We start from the raw sequence: 18,579 nt of genomic DNA, 5'->3' as shown, positions 1-18,579 counted from the left end.
CATCTGTTCAGCAGCCAGGTCCCACGGGTCACGCGCTGGGCGACTGAAACAGCCGTTAGTCTGGCAAGTTACAAGGCGCTGTTTCAACAAAAGCAGCGCCTGTAACGGACTTAATGTCACCTCGCCAGCCTAGCAGACCGTCATTTAATCGCTTCGTACGTCAAATCCAGGCACTTGCGCGCCTTTTCCACCAGCTCGTCCACTTCTTCGCGGCTGATCACCAGCGGCGGCGCGATGATCATGGTGTCGCCGACGGCGCGCATGATCAGGCCGTTGTCGAAGCAGAAGTTGCGGCAGACCATGCCCACGCCCTTGCCCTCGTAACGGCTGCGGGTGGCCTTGTCCTTGACCAGCTCGATCGCGCCGAGCAGGCCCAGGCCGCGCACCTCGCCCACCAGTGGGTGGTCCTGCAGCTCACGCAGTCGTTTTTGCAAGTAGGGTGCCACTTCATCGCGGGCCTTCTCGACGATCTGCTCGTCACGCAGGATGCGCAGGTTTTCCAGGCCCACCGCTGCCGCCACAGGGTGGCCGGAGTAGGTGAAGCCATGGTTGAAATCGCCGCCTTCGCTGATCACCTTGGCCACAGTGTCACGCACGATCACACCACCCATGGGGATGTAACCGGAAGTCAGGCCCTTGGCGATGGTCATCAGGTCGGGTTCAAGGCCGTAGTAGTCGGAGCCGAACCACTCGCCAGTGCGGCCGAAACCGCAGATCACTTCGTCGGCAACGAAGAGGATGTCGTACTTGGCGAGGATTTCCTTGATCTTCGGCCAGTAGGTGTCTGGCGGAATGATCACCCCGCCGGCGCCCTGGATCGGCTCGGCGATGAAGGCGGCGACATTGTCCTCGCCGACTTCGAGAATTTTCTTCTCCAGCTGCTCGGCGGCCCATACGCCGAACTCATCCGGGGTCATGTCGCCACCCTCGCCGAACCAGTACGGCTGCGGGATATGCACGATGCCCGGGATCGGCAGGCCGCCCTGCTCGTGCATGCCGCTCATGCCGCCCAGGCTCGCACCGGCGACGGTGGAACCGTGGTAACCGTTGATGCGACCGATGATCGTCTGCTTGCCCGGCTTGCCCTTGAGCGCCCAGTAGTGGCGGACCATGCGTAGCACGGTGTCGTTGCCCTCGGAGCCGGAGCCGGTGAAGAACACATGGGTCATGCCGGCAGGCGCCACGTCGGTGATCGCCTTGGCCAGCTCCAGCGCCGGCGGGTGGGCCGTCTGGAAGAACAGGTTGTAGTACGGCAGCTCGCGCATCTGCTGCTCCGCCGCCCGTACCAGCTCTTCACGGCCATAGCCGACCGCCACGCACCACAGGCCGGCCATGCCGTCGAGGATCTTGTGCCCCTCGCTGTCCCACAAATGCACACCCTGCGCCTTGGTGATGATGCGCGGCCCCTTTTCCTTCAGCTGTTTGTAGTCGCTGAAAGGTGCAAGGTGGTGCTCGCCGCTCAGGGTTTGCCATTCACGGGTTTGCGGGTTGTTGACGCTCATGTGCTTCTCCATGGTCCGGTGGCCGCGCCCTGGCGGCCTCAGGGTTGATCACACAGCAAACAGCAGGAACTCTCGCTCCCAGGAGCTGATGACGCGCTTGAAGTTCTCGTGCTCGGCGCGCTTGGTGGCGACGTAGCCGGTGATGAATTTCTTGCCCAGGTACTGCTCCAGCGCACGGCTGATTTCCATGCGCTCGAGGGCGTCCTCGATGGTCAGCGGCAGGCGCAGGTTTCGGCGCTCGTAGCCGCGGCCCTGGACTGGCGCGCTGGCCTCGATGCCTTCGACCATGCCGATATAGCCGCACAGCAGGCTGGCGGCGATGGCCAGGTACGGGTTGGCGTCGGCGCCCGGCAGGCGGTTCTCGACCCGGCGGTTCTGCGGCCCGGCATCCGGTACGCGCAAGCCGACGGTGCGGTTCTCTTCGCCCCACTCGACGTTCACCGGCGCGGAGGTGTCCGGCAGGAAGCGGCGGAACGAGTTGACGTTGGGGGCGAACAGCGGCAGCGCCTCGGGGATGAACTTCTGCAGGCCGCCGATGTGATTGAGGAACAACTCGCTCATGCTGCCGTCGGCGTTGGAGAAGATGTTCTTGCCGGTGACGGCATCTACCACGCTCTGGTGCAGGTGCATGGCGCTGCCCGGCTCGCCGGTCATCGGCTTGGCCATGAAGGTGGCGGCCACGTTGTGCTTGAGCGCCGCCTCGCGCATGGTGCGTTTGAACACCAGGATCTGGTCGGCCAGGTGCAGGGCGTCGCCATGACGGAAGTTGATTTCCATCTGCGCGGTGCCGTCCTCGTGGATCAGCGTGTCGAGGTCCAGCTGCTGCAGCTCGCACCAGTCGTAGACGTCCTCGAACAGTGGGTCGAATTCGTTGGCCGCCTCGATGGAGAACGACTGTCGGCCGGTTTCCGGGCGGCCGGAACGGCCCACCGGCGGCTGCAGCGGAAAGTCCGGGTCTTCGCTACGCTTGGTCAGGTAGAACTCCATCTCGGGGGCGACGATAGGCTGCCAGCCTTTGTCTGCGTAGAGTTTAAGGACCTTCTTCAGCACGTTGCGCGGCGACAGCTCGACCGGGTTGCCCTTCTTGTCGTAGGTGTCGTGGATCACCTGGGCGGTCGGCTCGATGGCCCATGGCACGAGAAACACCGCGTTCTCGTCGGGGCGGCAGATCATGTCGATATCGGCCGGGTCGAGCAGTTCGTAATAGATGTCATCGTCGACGTAATCGCCGGTCACGGTCTGCAGCAGCACGCTCTCGGGCAGGCGCATGCCCTTTTCGGCGATGAATTTGTTGGTGGGCGAGATCTTGCCGCGGGTGATACCGGTCAGGTCGCTGATCAGGCATTCCACTTCGGTGATCTTGTGCTCTTTCAACCAATCGGTGAGCTGGTCGAGGTTGTTACTCATAAATACCTCAGGAGGTAATGTGGCGCGGTTGGCGGCAACCGGCGGCCACTGACGCCAAGCGTCGGACAAAGTCGGCGCGCAGCGCGCCGAGGGGCCAGGACAGGCCCGCGCCTTGATTCTGGATGCTGTGCATGGCTAAAGCAAAAACCCTCGCGCAGGACGACAATGGATACACGCCATGGGCGCGCGTCCGGATAGAAAACGAAGGGCAGAAGGAAAGGAGGTGTTGCGCTAAAGCGTTACGAGGCATGGCTTTTTCAAGCGAACCGTCAATTATTGCGGCCAGCGCGGCGCACCTTCGAAGCAGGCGTGCAGTGACCGGACGGCAACCGGGAGATGTACCTGAACGCACCGTGCATGCGGCGCTGGCAGGTCTCGACAGGCGGACCATGTGACCCTCGTATTATTGTGTTCTGGGTTGATGCCGAGCTTAGCCTCGTTCATTTTTTTACACAACTCCCCCGTAAAAAATAAAACACGCCCCGCTCGGGATAACCCTTCAAGTCGAAAATAGCGGATAATGGCACGCCCCGAGATGCAGCAAATCTGCCGTAGATGTGCCATTTAAGGGCATCAGGGTGCTGGCTTGACTTAACCTGGTCTTTCCGATTGACTGGGGTTGCAAGCCCCCCTTGATTGATATTTTTAACAACAAAGGTGTTGCATCATGTCGGTACCCCCGCGTGCCGTTCAGCTTAACGAAGCGAACGCGTTCCTTAAGGAACATCCTGAGGTTCTCTACGTTGACCTTCTGATTGCAGATATGAATGGTGTGGTGCGCGGCAAGCGCATAGAGCGCACCAGCCTCCACAAGGTTTACGAGAAAGGCATCAACCTGCCGGCCTCCCTCTTCGCCCTGGATATCAACGGTTCAACCGTCGAAAGCACAGGCCTGGGCCTGGACATCGGCGATGCCGACCGTATCTGCTACCCGATCCCCGACACTCTCTGCAACGAGCCTTGGCAGAAGCGCCCGACCGCGCAGCTGCTGATGACCATGCACGAGATCGAAGGCGAGCCGTTCTTCGCAGACCCCCGTGAAGTACTGCGCCAGGTGGTGAGCAAGTTCACCGACCTGGGCCTGACCATCTGCGCCGCGTTCGAGCTGGAGTTCTACCTGATCGACCAGGAGAACGTGAACGGCCGCCCGCAGCCGCCACGCTCGCCGATTTCCGGCAAGCGCCCGCAGTCGACCCAGGTGTACCTGATCGACGACCTCGACGAATACGCCGACTGCCTGCAGGACATCCTCGAAGGTGCGAAGGAGCAAGGCATTCCTGCCGACGCCATCGTCAAGGAAAGCGCCCCGGCGCAGTTCGAAGTCAACCTGCACCACGTCGCCGACCCGCTCAAGGCCTGTGACTATGCGGTGCTGCTCAAGCGCCTGATCAAGAACATCGCCTACGACCATGAAATGGACACCACCTTCATGGCCAAGCCCTACCCGGGCCAGGCAGGCAACGGCCTGCATGTACACATTTCCGTGCTGGACAAAGATGGCAACAACATCTTCACCAGCGAGGATCCCGAGCAGAACGCCGCGCTACGTCACGCTGTCGGCGGTGTGCTCGAGACCCTGCCCGCCTCGATGGCGTTCCTTTGCCCGAACGTCAACTCGTACCGCCGTTTCGGCGCGCAGTTCTATGTGCCGAACGCACCGAGCTGGGGCCTGGACAACCGTACCGTGGCGCTGCGCGTGCCGACCGGCTCGCCGGATGCCGTGCGCATCGAGCACCGCGTGGCCGGCGCCGACGCCAACCCGTACCTGATGATGGCTGCGGTACTGGCCGGCGTGCACCATGGCCTGACCAACAAGGTCGAACCGGGCGAGCCGATCGAAGGCAACTCGTACGAGCAGCTGGAGCAGAGCCTGCCGAACAACCTGCGCGATGCACTGCGCGAGCTGGACGACAGCGAGATCCTCAACAAGTACATCGATCCGAAGTACATCGACATCTTCGTCGCGTGCAAGGAAAGCGAGCTGGAGGAGTTCGAGCACTCGATCTCCGACCTCGAGTACAACTGGTACTTGCACACCGTGTAAACGAAAACGCCGCCCACAAGGGCGGCGTTTTTCATTGCCTCGGCATCAGAGCGGTTTCTCGAAGATCTTCGAATTACGCTGGTAGTTGTACAGCGAAGCCCGCGCCGCCGGCAGCCTTTCCACGCCACTGGGCGAGAAGCCGCGCTCACGGAACCAGTGTGCGGTCCGGGTCGTCAGCACGAACAAGGTATTGAGCCCCAGCGTGCGCGCCCGCTCCTCGATGCGCTCGAGCAGTTCGTCACCACGCCCGCCATGCCGGTACTCCGGGTTTACCGCCAGGCACGCCAGCTCCCCCGCCTCGGAATCGGCAATCGGGTAAAGCGCCGCGCAGGCGATGATCATGCCCTCGCGCTCGACCACGCTGAACTGTTCGATCTCCCGCTCCAGCACCTCCCGTGAACGGCGCACCAGGATGCCCTGCTCTTCCAGCGGGCTGATCAGCTCCAGCAGGCCGCCGACATCCTCGATGGTCGCCTCGCGCACCACCTCGAACTGCTCCTGGGACACCAGCGTGCCACCGCCCCCACGGGTGAACAGCTCGGTCAGCAGCGCGCCGTCCTCGGCATAACTGACTATATGACTGCGTGCCACACCGCCCTTGCAGGCCTCGGCGGCGGCATCCAGCAGCTCGGCCTGGTAGTCACTGCCCAGCCGCTGCAGGTGCGGCGCGATATGCTGCGGGCGCAGCTCGCGCACCAATTGCCCACGCTCGTCCAGCAGACCCGGCTCGGCCCCGAACAGCAGCAACTTGTCGGCGCCCAGCTCGATGGCGGCGCGGGTGGCCACATCCTCGCAGGCGAGGTTGAAGATCTCGCCGGTCGGCGAATAGCCCAGCGGCGACAGCAACACGATGGAACGTTCATCGAGCAGGCGATTGATGCCCTTGCGGTCGACGCGGCGCACTTCTCCGGTATGGTGATAGTCGACCCCTTCAAGCACCCCGATTGGCCGTGCCGTGACCAGGTTGCCGGAGGCCACCCGCAGGCGCGAGCCCTGCATGGGCGAGGCCGCCATGTCCATCGACAGGCGCGCTTCAATGGCCAGGCGCAGGGCGCCGACAGCGTCGATCACGCAGTCCAGCGTGGCCGCATCGGTGATGCGCATGCCATGGTGATAGTGCGGGGTCAGGCCGCGTGCGGCGAGGCGACTCTCGATCTGCGGACGTGAACCGTGGACCAGCACCAGGCGCACGCCCAGGCTGTGCAGCAGCACCAGGTCGTGGACGATGTTGCCGAAGTTCGGGTGCTCGACGCCATCACCGGGGAGCATGACCACGAAAGTGCAATCGCGGTGGGCGTTGATGTAGGGAGAAGCATGGCGCAACCAGTTGACGTAATCGGGCATGACAAGGCCTGTGGATAAGTGAACGGAGAACGAAAAGGCGCACAACGTTCGAAAGTCATCGTCGGAACAGGCTTGCGGTCACGCGCGGTCTCCTCTGCTCAGGAAAGCTCAATGGTTCAGGCAATAGTGCCGGATCAGGTCACGCAATAGACGCACGGTAGGCTCGATACGTGACATTTCAAGGTACTCGCCGGGCTGATGGGCACAGGCGATGTCCCCGGGCCCCAGCACGATGGTCTGGCAACCGAGCTGCTGAAGATAAGGCGCTTCGGTACCAAAGGCCACTGCTTCGGCGCGATGGCCGGTCAGGCGCTCGGCCAGGCGCACCAGCTCGCTGTCGGCAGCCTGCTCGAACGGGGGCACTTCCGGGAACAGCGGCGCATAGTCGATACGCACTTCATGACGTTCGGCCAGCGGGGTGAGCTTGCCGCGGATCGCTGCGCGCAGCTGCTCCACATCCATGCCTGGCAACGGGCGCAGGTCGAACTCCAGGGCGCATTGACCACAGATGCGGTTGGGGTTGTCGCCGCCATGTATGCAGCCGAAGTTCAGGGTCGGGGCAGGCACCGTGAACTGGGGGTTGCGGTACTGCTCCTGCCAGCTGCGGCGCAGCGCCATCAGCTCACCCATCACCGCATGCATGGCCTCCAGGGCGCTGCGGCCCAGGTTCGGATCCGACGAATGGCCACTGCGCCCGAGAATGTCGATGCGGTCCATGAGGATGCCCTTGTGCATGCGGATCGGCTTGAGCCCGGTGGGCTCGCCGATCACCGCCGCCCGCCCGAGGGGCTGGCCGGCCTCGGCCAGGGCCCGGGCCCCGGACATCGAGCTTTCTTCGTCGCAGGTGGCGAGGATCAGCAGAGGCTGCTTGAAATCGTGCTCGAGCAGCGGGATCACCGCCTCGATGACGAGGGCGAAGAAGCCCTTCATGTCGCAACTGCCCAGGCCGACCCAACGGCCATCGACTTCGGTGAGCCTGAGCGGGTCGCTGCTCCACAGTTGCGGGTCGAAGGGCACCGTGTCGCTGTGCCCGGCCAGCACCAGCCCGCCCGGGCCGGTGCCGCGGCTGGCCAGCAGGTTGAACTTGCCAGGGCTGACCTGTTGGATCTCGCAGGTGAAACCCAGGTCACCCAACCAGCCGGCCAGCAGGTCGATGACGGCTCGGTTGGACTGGTCCAGCGCAGCCTGTGTGCAACTGACCGAAGGTGCGGCGATCAGGGCGGCAAACTGGTCTTTCAGCGATGGCAACGGCATGCGCGGATTCCTCGGAGGCGTGAGGGGCATCATAACAATGCAAAAGACCCGCAAGGCAAGCGCGCGCCCACAAGCAAGGATTCAAGCCGCAAGTGCTGTAGACTGCCCAATCACGATGCCCCTCCTTCCGAGCCCGCGATGCACACAGAAACCGAACTCAAACTCCGCGCCAGTCGCGAGACCCTTGCCGCCCTGCGCGAGCACCCGCTGCTGAAAAAGCGCAACAAGTCCGGCTGGCAGACCCGCGAACTGCTCAACCAGTACTTCGACACCCCGGAGCGCGACCTGTCCGCCGCCCGTGTCGCCCTGCGCCTGCGCCGCGACGGCGAGGTCATCATCCAGACCCTCAAATGCCGCGGCCAGAGCGTGGCCGGCCTGTCCGAGCGCAACGAGTTCGAATGGCACCTGGACAAGGTCAAGCTCGACCTGAAGAAACTCGATGGCACCTGCTGGCCCGAGCAACTGGCCGGGCTGGACAAGAAGGCCATCAAACCGCTGTTCACCACCGATTTCACCCGCGAGTACGCCGAGATCGCCTGGGGCCGCGGCAAGGCCAAGGTAGTGATCGAAGCGGCCATCGACCAGGGCTTCGTGATCGCCGGCAAGCGCAAGGAAGAAATTTGCGAGCTGGAACTGGAACTGCGTGAAGGTGCCCCAGAGGCGCTGCTGGAACTGGCCGCCGAGCTGTCTGCCAGCCTCGCCCTGATGCCTTGCGACATCAGCAAGGCCGAGCGCGGCTACCGCCTGCTCGATCCGGACAGCTACGAGCTGGGCCTGCCGGTGACCGAGCTGCACGCCGAGATGCCGATGGACGACGCCTACGCCGCCCTGGCCTGGCAACTGCTGGGCAGCAGCCAGCGCCTGGCCGAGCAGTATCGCCACAATGGCCACTGGCGCCTGCTGCAGGACTGGGTTCGCTGTCTGGCCGAACTGCGCGCCCTAACCGCCAGCCTCGGCCAGGCGGCACCGCGCCCGACCACCCGCGCCCTGCGCGCCAGCCTCGATGCGTTGCTGGAAGACTGGCGCCCGCTGGTATTGGCCGGCAATGACGACGAGGACATCCGTCGCGCCGCCCCCGAGCAGTTCGCCGAAGAGCTGGAAGATCCGCGCTGGGGCCAGTTCTCCCTGGAGACCGCACGCTGGCTGACCGCCCGCGCCTGGACCGTCGAGCGCAAGGGCCGTGGCGAGCGCCAGGGCAAGGCGCAGCTGGCCAGCTGGCTGCAGCACTTGCTGGGCGAGGAAGCCCGCGCCCTGAAGCTGCCGCTGTATGTGCAGCGTCCAGAGGACCTGGCCGAGCAACTGCCGCGCATCGAGACCGTGCAGACCTGGCTGCACCACGCCCGCCAAGTGCTCGACCTGCCACAGCAGGACCGCCTCTACGGCGAGCTGAACAAGCTGCACGAGCTGGCTGAACTGCCGCTACTGGAGGAAGACAAGGGCGAACTGCTCGAAGCCCGCATCGAGCAGGCTCGCGCCATCGAGCAGAACCGCGCCTGGAAGCACCTGCTCAAGGCCTGAGTGGCCGCCCGCTCCTGCACTCGTGGGAGCGGGCTTGCCCGCGATTGGCTCTTCAGGGCCTCAGCGGCAGGCTCGTGGTCGACTTGATCTCCGACAACGCCACGATCGAGTTGACTTCCTGAATACCCGGCACGTTCGACAGCTTTTCGAAGAAGAACCGCTCGTAAGCCTCGATATCCGAGGTGACGATACGCAGCAGGAAGTCCACCGCCCCCATCAGCACATAACATTCCAGCACTTCGGGAAAACCGCGGATCGCCTCGGTGAACTCGGCGAAGTTCGAACGGCCATGGGCGTTGAGCTTCACTTCGGCGAAGATCTGCGTGTTCAGCCCTACCTTCTTGCGGTCCAGCAGCGTCACCTGGCCGCGAATCACCCCCTCCTCTCTCAGGCGCTGAATGCGCCGCCAGCAAGGTGACTGCGACAGGCCCACACGCTCGGCGATCTGCGCGCTGGACAGCGAGGCGTCGTCTTGCAGCAGTTCAAGAATGCGCCGGTCATAAGCGTCCAATTCGCCAAGCATTATTAATTCTCCAATTTGCATTTTTGCGAATTAAAAAATTCGAATTAGCGCGATATTGGCGAATCATAGCGAAAAAATGCCCCGTCTGACGTGCAAGAATTTCTCCACTTTCGCGGAGACCCAGCATGAACGCACTCGAACGGCCCCTCAACTTGCCCCGCCTCGACGCCTGGGCCGCCAACACTGTCCACTGCACTGTGCACTACCGCCTGCAGGCCGACGCCGAACCGGACAGCCTGTGTCGCGTGCTCAACCTGTTCGCCCTGCAGTTCCTCACCCCGCACAGCGTCAACGTGAGCCAGTGCGACGATCTGCTGGACGTGGCGATCGGCGTCGGCGGCCTGAGCTGGCACCGAGCCGAAGTCATCGCGCAGAAACTGCGCAACCTGGTCTGCGTTAGCGAAGTGTGCCTGGCGAACCTGCCACAGCTTGCGGAGGTCGCCCGCCGTTGAAACCGGCAGGCAATGTCCGGAAACCCTTTGCACCGACGCCGTGCGTCCTGCACGACTAGCCTTGCCCAAGCCTCTGAAGCCCGGCAAGGACGCTTGCATGCTCGCCAACGACCACCTTGATCTCGACCTCAATCGCCTGCTGGACGCCTTGCTGGCGGAGCAGCGGATCGCCCCCGAAGCCGCGCTCGCGGCTCTCGAGCGCGCCAAGGCCCACCCTGGCGAACATCCCCTGGAGCTGATCGCCGCCATCGGCCACCCGCTGGGGCTGGATGCCCTGTGCCGTTGGTTGGCAGACCGGGTTGGCCAGCCATTTCTGGCAATCGACCCCTTGCAGGTCGACCTGGTGCGCGTGGCCGGGCTGATGTCCGCCGCCTTCGCCCAGCGCCATGGCATCCTCGCCGTGGCCGTGGATGAACACAGTGTCACGGTGGCCAGCGCCCAGCCTTATCAACGCGAATGGGAGGCAGACCTGAGCCGCAGCCTGGGCAAGGCAGTGCGCCGGGTGCTGGCCAGTCCGCGACAGCTGCGCCAGCTGCGCCCGACCTTCCTGGGCCTGGCCCACTCCGTGCGCGGCGCAGGCCTTGGCCAGTTGCCCCGCCTCGGCGAGCTGGAGCAACTGCTCGAACTAGGTGCCAGGCAAACCCAGGCCAGCGCGGACGATGCCCATATCGTGCACATCGTCGACTGGATGCTGCAGTACGCCATTGAGCAGCGCGCCAGCGATATCCACCTGGAGCCCCGCCGTGAACAAGGCCATCTGCGCCTGCGCATCGATGGCCTGCTGCACGCGGTGTATGCCTTCCCGGCCAGCGTCACCCTGGCAATGGTCAGCCGGCTGAAGCACCTGGGCCGCATGAACGTCGCCGAGAAGCGCCGGCCACAGGACGGCCGCCTGAAAACCCGCCTGCCCAGCGGCGCCGAGGTGGAGCTGCGCCTGTCCACCCTGCCCACCCCGTTCGGCGAGAAGCTGGTGCTGCGCCTGTCCGACCCTCAACAATTGCACGACAGCCTCGAAACCCTGGGCCTGGAGGGCGCGTTGCTGGAGCAGTGGCTGGCCTTGCTGCAACAACGTCAGGGCATCCTGCTGGTGACGGGGCCGACCGGCTCGGGCAAGACCAGCACCCTGTACGCCAGCCTCCGGCACCTGGCCAGCCCCCAGGTCAACCTGTGCAGCATCGAGGACCCGATCGAGCGCCTTGAACCGATGATCAACCAGTTGCAGGTCCAACCCAGCCTGGAGCTGGACTTCGCCAGCGGTGCCCGCGCCCTGCTACGCCAGGACCCGGACATCATCATGATCGGCGAAATCCGCGACCGGGAAACCGCCCAGGTGGCCGTGCAGGCGGCCCTCACCGGGCATCTGGTGTTGTCGACCCTGCATACCCAGGACGCCTGCGGCGCGATCACCCGCCTGCTGGAGCTGGGTGTCGCCGACTACTTGATCAGGGCGACTCTGCTCGGGGTCATGGCCCAGCGCCTGGTGCGCACGCTATGTCGCGCATGTCTGGAGCTTCGCCCGCAGGATCGCCAGGCCTGCCGGCAATGCAGGGGCACGGGTTTCCATGGGCGTACCGGGCTGTTCGAACTGCTCCAGGTCAGCACCGCGTTGCGCGAACGGATCACCCCCGCCAGCGACCTCGCAGCCCTGCGGCAACAGGCCAAGGTAGACGGGCTGCGTGACCTTCGACGGCACGGTGGGGAGCGGGTCGCCCAGGGCAGAACCTGTACCGAAGAGGTCCTGCGGGTCTGTGGATAACCAAGAAATCTCCTTTGTAGCCGGGAACTTGGGGCCATGGGCAACGATCAAATCGGCATCTCAACCGCCCTCATACACCGAGGTGATTCATCATGCGTCTCAAAACAGCCATCGCAGCCACCGTCCTGTTCTCGCTGCCCCTTGGCTCCGCCATGGCCGACACGTTCTGGCGCAATATCATCTCCTCCGGTGCGACCACCGCCTCGACCTACCTGACCTTCAAGGACCACAAGCTGATCGTCGCCGCCCAGGACGACGCCGGCAGCTTCGTTGCCAGTGAGGGCGCCATTCGCGGGCCGTTCCTGGAAGCAGCGATCCGCCAGGTGCGCGCGGACAATCCGGGCGTGCAGGCCAGTGACATGGAACTGGCCAACGCGATCCTGGCCAAGAACGCCGTGGCCGAGTAAGTCCATTCCTGCAGTGGAGGTGGATCGCTAGCTCAACGATACGCCTCCACCGGCACGCACGCGCAGAACAGATTCCTGTCCCCATACACATTGTCGACCCGGTTCACCGCCGGCCAGTACTTGTGCTGGCGGGCGTGAGCGCTGGGGGCGATGCCCTGCTCGAGACTGTATGGCCGGCTCCACGGCGCCAGTACATCGGCCAGGGTATGCGGCGCGTGCCTGAGCGGGTTGTCCTCGGCCGGCCAGTTGCCTTCCTCGACTTCGGCAATCTCCGCCCTGATCGCCAGCATCGCTTCGACGAAACGGTCCAGCTCGGCCTTCGACTCGCTCTCGGTGGGCTCGACCATCAACGTGCCCGGTACCGGGAACGACATGGTCGGGGCATGGAAGCCATAGTCCATCAGGCGCTTGGCCACGTCCTCCTCGGTAATGCCGGTCAACGCCTTGAGCGGGCGCAGATCGAAGATGCATTCATGGGCCACGCGCTGGTTGCGCCCGCGATACAACACCGGGAAGGCATCGCGCAGCTGGCTGGCCAGGTAGTTGGCGGACAGGATCGCCACCTCGCTGGCATCGGCCAGCTGCGGCCCCATCATGGCGATGTACATCCAGCTGATCGGCAGGATGCTGGCGCTGCCCCACGGCGCCGCGCTCACCGCGCTGTTGTTCGGGTCCAGCCCCGGCACCGGCACCACCGGGTGGCTGGCCACGAACGGCTTGAGGTGTGCCCGGATGCCAATGGGCCCCATGCCCGGGCCACCGCCGCCATGGGGGATGCAGAAGGTCTTGTGCAGGTTCATGTGCGAGACATCGGCACCGATGTCCGCCGGCCGCGTCAGCCCCACCTGGGCATTGAGGTTGGCGCCGTCCATGTAAACCTGCCCGCCAAGCTGGTGCACCACCTCGCAGATCTCGCGGATGCCCTCTTCGTACACCCCATGGGTAGACGGGTAGGTCACCATCAGGCATGACAGCCGCTCGCCGGCATGGCGCGCCTTGGCCTTGAGATCATCGAGGTCAACGTTGCCATCCTCGTCGCACTCGACGATCACCACTTCCATGCCGGCCATCTGCGCCGACGCCGGGTTGGTGCCATGGGCCGAGGACGGGATCAGGCAGATCGTGCGCCCGGCCTGGTGGCGGCTCTGGTGATAACGAGTGATCGCCATCAGCCCGGCGTACTCGCCCTGGGCGCCCGAGTTGGGCTGCATGCAGATCGCATCGAAGCCGGTGATGGCACACAACCAGGCTTCGAGCTCATCGATCATCGCCTTGTATCCTTGCACCTGCGCCGCCGGGGCGAACGGATGCGGCTGGGCGAATTCAGGCCAGGTGATGGGGATCATCTCGCTGGTGGCATTGAGCTTCATGGTGCACGAGCCCAGCGGGATCATCGACTGGTTGAGTGCCAGGTCCTTGTTCTCCAGCTGCTTGAGATAGCGCAGCATCTCGGTCTCGCTGTGGTGCAGGTTGAACACCGGGTGCTGCAGGATCGGTGTGCGCCGCACCAGCGCGCCGGGGATGCCTTCGGGCAGGGCCTGCTGGTCGAGGGCGGCAATGTCCAGGCCGTGGTCGACGCCAAGAAAGATATCGAACAGCTTCAGCACCGTGGCTTCGTCGCAGGTCTCGTCCAGGCTCAGCCCCAGGTGCCCGCGACCGAGAATGCGCAGGTTGACGCGGGCGTCCTCGGCGCTTTCGATGATCGCCGCCTGGGTGCCGCCGACGTCCAGCGTCAGGGTGTCGAAGAAATGCTGGTTGAGGCGCTTGATGCCTTTGGCTTCGAGGCCGGCGGCGAGGATGAACGTCAGCCGATGCACGCGCTGGGCGATGCGCTGCAAGCCCTCGGGGCCATGATAGACGGCGTAGAAGCCGGCGATGTTGGCCAGCAGCACCTGGGCCGTGCAGATGTTGGAGTTGGCCTTCTCGCGACGAATGTGCTGCTCGCGGGTCTGCAGGGCCATGCGCAGCGCGGTGTTGCCACGGGCATCACGTGATACGCCGATGATGCGCCCGGGCATGGCGCGCTTGTAGTCGTCGCGGCAGGCGAAGTAGGCCGCGTGCGGCCCGCCATAGCCCATGGGCACGCCAAAGCGCTGGGTCGAGCCGAGCACCACGTCGGCACCCAGTTCGCCGGGCGGCGTCAGCACCACCAGGCTGAGGATGTCGGCGGCGACGCAGGCCAGGGCCTGCTGGCCATGCAGCTGGTCGATCAGCGGGCGCAGGTCGCGCACCTCGCCGTGGGTATCGGGGTATTGCAACAGCGCGCCGAACACTTGGTGCCGGCCCAGGTTATCCACCGAATCGACGATCAGCTCGAAGCCGAACCCCTCGGCGCGGGTCTTGAGCACCGACAGGGTTTGCGGGTGGCAGTGCTCGTCGGCGAAGAAGGCGTTGCTCTTGCTGCGCGCCACGCGCTTGGCCAGGGCCATCGCCTCGGCCGCGGCGGTGGCCTCGTCTAGCAGCGAGGCATTGGCCAGGGGCAGGCCGGCAAGGTCGATGACCATTTGCTGGAAGTTCAGCAGCGCCTCCAGCCGGCCTTGGGCGATCTCCGGTTGGTAGGGCGTGTAGGCGGTGTACCAGCCAGGGTTCTCCAGCACGTTGCGCAGGATGACCGTGGGGGTGATGGTGGCGTGGTAGCCCATGCCGATCAGGCTGGTCCACAGCTGGTTCTGCGCAGCGTAGCCCGCGAGTTTGGCCAGTGCGGCCTGCTCATCGAGGGCCGGCGGCAGGTCGAGTGGGCGATTGAAGCGGATGCCCGGCGGCACCGTCTGCTCGATCAGTTCACTGCGGCTGGCGACGCCGAGGGCGTCGAGCATGGCCTGCTGCTCCTGGGCATCGGGCCCCAGGTGGCGACGCAGGAAAGGGTTGGACTCTTGCAGTTGGCTCAGCGATGGCGACTGGGACATGGCGACGATCTCTTCCTGGACCAGCTCTCATGGAGACTTACAAGTCTAGGAAGGATTGCCGAATGTGCGGGGATTATTGCGTTTGCCGTGCGGCCCTTATCGCGGGGCAAGCCCACTCCCACAAGGAATACTCCGTGGGAGCGGGCTTGCCCCGCGATAAGGGCGGCCCTGTTACTCGCCGATCAGCGCTGTATAGCCTGCTGCATCCAGCAGCTTGTCCAGCTCGGACTTGTCGCTCGGCTTCAGCTTGAAGATCCACGATTCGTAAGGTTCTTCGTTGAGCAGCTCCGGGCTGTCGGCCAGTTCTTCGTTGACCGCGATGACTTCACCACCCACCGGCGCATAGATATCCGAGGCGGCCTTGACCGACTCGACCACGCCAGCGGCGTCGCCTGCGGCGAACACCTTGCCGACTTCGGCCAGCTCGACGAACACCACGTCACCCAGCGCTTCCTGGGCATGATCACTGATACCCACGGTCACCGTGCCATCGGCTTCCAGGCGAGCCCACTCGTGGCTTTCGGCAAAACGCAGGTCGGCGGGGATTTGGCTCATTGTCTTGTATTCCTCGTAATGGGTCAGCGGACGGCCCGCCGTTAATGTTCAGATCAGGATCTTGCCATGGCGCACGAAGGTCGGCTTTACCACTCGCACCGGGTACCACTTGCCGCGGATTTCCACCTCGGCCCGGTCACCGGTGGCCATGGGCACGCGGGCCAGGGCAATGGATTTGCTCAGCGTAGGCGAGAAACTACCACTGGTGATCTCCCCTTCGCCAATCCCGGATACACGGACCACCTGATGCGCGCGCAATACGCCACGCTCCTCGAGCACCAGACCGACCAGTTTTTCCTTCACGCCCTGTTCGATTTCAGCGAGCAAGCCACTGCGGCCGATAAATTCGCGCCCGACCGGCTCCCAAGCGACGCTCCAGCCCAGGTTGGAGGTCAAAGGAGTATGGGCTTCATCGATATCCTGGCCATACAGGTTCATGCCGGCTTCCAGGCGCAGCGTATCGCGGGCGCCCAGGCCGCTCGGGGCGATACCGGCGCCGACCAGGTCGTTGTAGAACGCCGGGGCCTGTTCGCCCGGAAGAATGATTTCCAGCCCGTCTTCCCCGGTATAGCCGGTGCGGGCGATGAACCAGTCACCGTCGGCGAGGCCTTCGAAGGGGCGCAGCTCGCGGATCAGCGCGGCCCGCGAGGCGCTGAGCAGGGCAGCGACCTTTTCTCGGGCATGCGGCCCCTGGATGGCGAGAATGGCCAGTTCAGGCCGTGCCTTGAAATTCACCTTGAAGCCTTCGCTGCGGGCCTGCAGCCAGGCCAGCACCTTGTCGCGGGTGGCGGCATTGGCCACCAGGCGATAACCGTCTTCGGTGCGGTAGGCAATGAGATCGTCAATTACCCCGCCCTCGGCATTGAGCAGCGGGCTGTAGAGGGCCTTGCCGGGGCTTTCCAGGCGCGTCACGTCGTTGGCCAGCAGGTGTTGCAGCCAGGGCGTGGCGGCGCAGCCATCGATATCGATGACCGTCATGTGGGAAACATCGAACACCCCGCAGTCACTGCGCACCTGGTGGTGCTCCTCGACTTGCGAGCCGTAGTGCAGGGGCATGTCCCATCCGCCGAAATCGACCGTCTTGGCGCCGAGCGCCAGGTGCAGGTCATACAGAGGCGTACGCTGTCCCATGGGTTTCTCCTTCCGGGCGTGGCGAGGCAGCGGCGGTCGGCGATGTTCTGTCATCACCTGTTCTTGTAGACCCGTCGCTGCGAATGCCGCGCATTGTAGCCGCAAGGGCGCTGCGTGACACCCTCAGCGCGGATGCCCCGGACGATGGGCCGAGCGGCGGATCAGCCCGATCACCGGCAGCAGGCCGACCAGTACCAGGGTCAACGCTGGCAGCGAAGCACGCGCCCATTCGCCCTCGCTGGTCATCTCGAACACGCGCACGGCCAGGGTATCCCAGCCGAACGGGCGCATCAGCAAAGTCGCCGGCATCTCCTTGAGTACATCGACGAACACCAGCAGGGCGGCACTGAGGGCGCCGGGCACCAGCAACGGCAGATACACCTTGAAAAACAATCCTGGGCCAGCGACCCCGAGGCTGCGCGACGCTTCCGGAAGCGATGGGCGGATCCGCTCCAGGCTGCTCTCCAGCGGACCATAGGCCACGGCGATGAACCGCACCAGATAGGCGAGCAACAATGCCGATAAGCTTCCCAGCAACAACGGCTTGCCCACCCCGCCCAACCACTGGGACAGCGGCACTACCAGCTGGTTGTCCAGGTAGCTGAACGCCAGCATGATCGACACGGCCAGCACCGAGCCGGGCAAGGCGTAACCCAAGTTGGCCAATCCAACCCCGGCGCGGATACCGGCAGTCGGGGCCTGCCGCCTGGCGAACGCCAGAAGCATGGCCACGCTGACCGTGATCAGCGCCGCCATGGCCCCCAGGTACAGGGTGTGCATGACCAGGCCTAGATAGCGCTCGTCGAGGTCGTGCCGCCCGCGCTGCCAGAACCACGCCAGCAACTGCAGCATCGGAATGACGAAGGCACAGGCGAACACCAGCAGGCACCAGCCACTGGCAGCCAACGCCTTGATCCCCCGCAAGTGATAAAGCGCCTGCGCCCTCGGGCGTTCGTTGCCACTGCGGCTGGCGCCTCGGGCCCGGCGCTCGCCATACAGCACCAGCATCACCGCCAGCAGCAGCAGGCTGGCGAGTTGCGCCGCGCTGGAGAGGCTGAAGAAGCCGTACCAGGTCTTGTAGATGGCTGTGGTAAAGGTGTCGAAATTGAATACTGCCACCGCGCCGAAATCGGCCAGGGTCTCCATCAGTGCCAGGGCGATGCCGGCGCCGATGGCCGGCCGCGCCATGGGCAAGGCCACCCGCCAGAAGGCCTGCAGCGGTGACAGCCCCAACACCCGCGACGCCTCCATCAAGCCCTTGCCCTGGGCCAGGAAGGCCGTGCGCGCCAGCAGGTAGACGTAGGGGTAGAACACCAGCACCAATACCGTGATCACACCACCGGTGGAGCGCACCCTGGGCAGGCGCATGGGCCCGAACACCTCGCGCAGCGCGGTCTGCACGGGGCCTGCAAAATCGAGCAGGCCGACGAAGACGAAAGCCAGCACATAGGCCGGGATGGCGAACGGCAGCATCAGCGCCCAATCCAGCCAACGCCGGCCAGGGAATTCGCAGAGGCTGGTGAGCCACGCCAGGCTAACCCCCAGCACGCTCACGCCGATACCCACGCCCAGCACCAGGGTCAGGGTATTGCCCAGCAGGCGGCTCATCTGGGTGTCGAGCAGGTGCGACCAGATCTGGGTGTCGACCGACTGCCATGACAACAGCAAGACACTGAGCGGCAGCAAGACCAGGGCGGCGACCAGGAAGACCGGCAGGTACCAGCGGCGTTGGGGATAATGGGGCAAATCGAAAATCTCGATGGCTGTGCGATAGCATCGC

Annotated in this window: 15 protein-coding genes; 6 read left to right on the top strand and 9 right to left on the bottom strand. The window is 64.5% G+C overall.

Translation table 11 applies throughout. The features are described from left to right. Nucleotides 1-140: 140 nt before the first annotated feature. Entirely contained in the window at nucleotides 141-1,502 is a 1,362-nt protein-coding gene (locus BMY03_RS10020; protein ID WP_094010952.1) for an aspartate aminotransferase family protein, read from the bottom strand. Nucleotides 1,503-1,550: 48 nt separating this feature from the next. After that, nucleotides 1,551-2,909, bottom strand: coding sequence for a glutamine synthetase family protein (locus BMY03_RS10015; RefSeq protein WP_038707014.1), 1,359 nt, complete (start codon nucleotides 2,907-2,909; stop codon nucleotides 1,551-1,553). Between the two features lie 131 nt (nucleotides 2,910-3,040). On the opposite strand from BMY03_RS10015, the gene BMY03_RS26110 reads away from it, so the two are divergent. Beyond that, nucleotides 3,041-3,304, top strand: coding sequence for a hypothetical protein (locus BMY03_RS26110; RefSeq protein ID WP_143067539.1), 264 nt, complete (start codon nucleotides 3,041-3,043; stop codon nucleotides 3,302-3,304). Nucleotides 3,305-3,576: 272 nt separating this feature from the next. After that, a complete protein-coding gene (locus tag BMY03_RS10005; RefSeq protein WP_038707015.1) occupies nucleotides 3,577-4,953 on the top strand; it encodes a glutamine synthetase family protein in 1,377 nt (458 codons plus the stop codon). Nucleotides 4,954-4,998: 45 nt separating this feature from the next. Here BMY03_RS10005 and argA read toward each other — a convergent pair whose 3' ends face one another. Beyond that, the gene (gene argA, locus BMY03_RS10000) at nucleotides 4,999-6,297 is read right to left on the bottom strand and encodes an amino-acid N-acetyltransferase (RefSeq protein ID WP_038707016.1); all 1,299 of its coding nucleotides are present in this window, start codon (nucleotides 6,295-6,297) and stop codon (nucleotides 4,999-5,001) included. A gap of 108 nt (nucleotides 6,298-6,405) precedes the next feature. Next, nucleotides 6,406-7,551, bottom strand: coding sequence for an acetylornithine deacetylase (argE, locus tag BMY03_RS09995; protein WP_023631495.1), 1,146 nt, complete (start codon nucleotides 7,549-7,551; stop codon nucleotides 6,406-6,408). 138 nt (nucleotides 7,552-7,689) lie between these two features. Here argE and BMY03_RS09990 point away from each other — a divergent pair, with 138 nt between their 5' ends. Next, nucleotides 7,690-9,069, top strand: a complete 1,380-nt coding sequence (locus tag BMY03_RS09990; protein WP_038707017.1) for a CYTH domain-containing protein — start codon at nucleotides 7,690-7,692, stop codon at nucleotides 9,067-9,069. A 52-nt stretch (nucleotides 9,070-9,121) separates the two neighbouring features. Here the strand turns inward: BMY03_RS09990 and BMY03_RS09985 are convergent, their stop codons facing one another. Further along, nucleotides 9,122-9,592, bottom strand: a complete 471-nt coding sequence (locus tag BMY03_RS09985; protein WP_023631494.1) for an Lrp/AsnC family transcriptional regulator — start codon at nucleotides 9,590-9,592, stop codon at nucleotides 9,122-9,124. A gap of 125 nt (nucleotides 9,593-9,717) precedes the next feature. Here BMY03_RS09985 and BMY03_RS09980 point away from each other — a divergent pair, with 125 nt between their 5' ends. The 3 genes from BMY03_RS09980 to BMY03_RS09970 all read left to right on the top strand — a co-directional run bounded on the left by BMY03_RS09980 (nucleotide 9,718) and on the right by BMY03_RS09970 (nucleotide 12,207). Continuing rightward, entirely contained in the window at nucleotides 9,718-10,044 is a 327-nt protein-coding gene (locus tag BMY03_RS09980; RefSeq protein WP_094010951.1) for a hypothetical protein, read from the top strand. Between the two features lie 97 nt (nucleotides 10,045-10,141). Further along, nucleotides 10,142-11,800 carry a GspE/PulE family protein gene (locus tag BMY03_RS09975; RefSeq protein WP_094010950.1) on the top strand — a complete coding sequence of 553 codons (1,659 nt, stop codon included), beginning with the start codon at nucleotides 10,142-10,144 and terminating at the stop codon, nucleotides 11,798-11,800. A gap of 92 nt (nucleotides 11,801-11,892) precedes the next feature. Beyond that, a complete protein-coding gene (locus BMY03_RS09970) occupies nucleotides 11,893-12,207 on the top strand; it encodes a DUF2388 domain-containing protein (RefSeq protein WP_023631628.1) in 315 nt (104 codons plus the stop codon). A 32-nt stretch (nucleotides 12,208-12,239) separates the two neighbouring features. Here BMY03_RS09970 and gcvP read toward each other — a convergent pair whose 3' ends face one another. The 4 genes from gcvP to BMY03_RS09950 form a co-directional block, all read right to left on the bottom strand. Further along, nucleotides 12,240-15,113, bottom strand: a complete 2,874-nt coding sequence (gene gcvP / locus BMY03_RS09965) for an aminomethyl-transferring glycine dehydrogenase (protein ID WP_094010949.1) — start codon at nucleotides 15,111-15,113, stop codon at nucleotides 12,240-12,242. Between the two features lie 171 nt (nucleotides 15,114-15,284). Beyond that, a complete protein-coding gene (gcvH, locus tag BMY03_RS09960) occupies nucleotides 15,285-15,668 on the bottom strand; it encodes a glycine cleavage system protein GcvH (protein WP_094010948.1) in 384 nt (127 codons plus the stop codon). A 48-nt stretch (nucleotides 15,669-15,716) separates the two neighbouring features. Further along, entirely contained in the window at nucleotides 15,717-16,799 is a 1,083-nt protein-coding gene (gene gcvT / locus BMY03_RS09955) for a glycine cleavage system aminomethyltransferase GcvT (protein WP_038707020.1), read from the bottom strand. Between the two features lie 123 nt (nucleotides 16,800-16,922). Further along, a complete protein-coding gene (locus tag BMY03_RS09950; protein ID WP_094010947.1) occupies nucleotides 16,923-18,545 on the bottom strand; it encodes an ABC transporter permease in 1,623 nt (540 codons plus the stop codon). Between the last annotated feature and the right edge of the window lie 34 nt (nucleotides 18,546-18,579).

The sequence above is a fragment of the Pseudomonas soli genome (assembly GCF_900110655.1).
Lineage (GTDB): Bacteria > Pseudomonadota > Gammaproteobacteria > Pseudomonadales > Pseudomonadaceae > Aquipseudomonas > Aquipseudomonas soli.
Note: the sequence above shows the minus strand (reverse complement) of the source record. Positions and strands in the feature narration are given on the sequence as shown.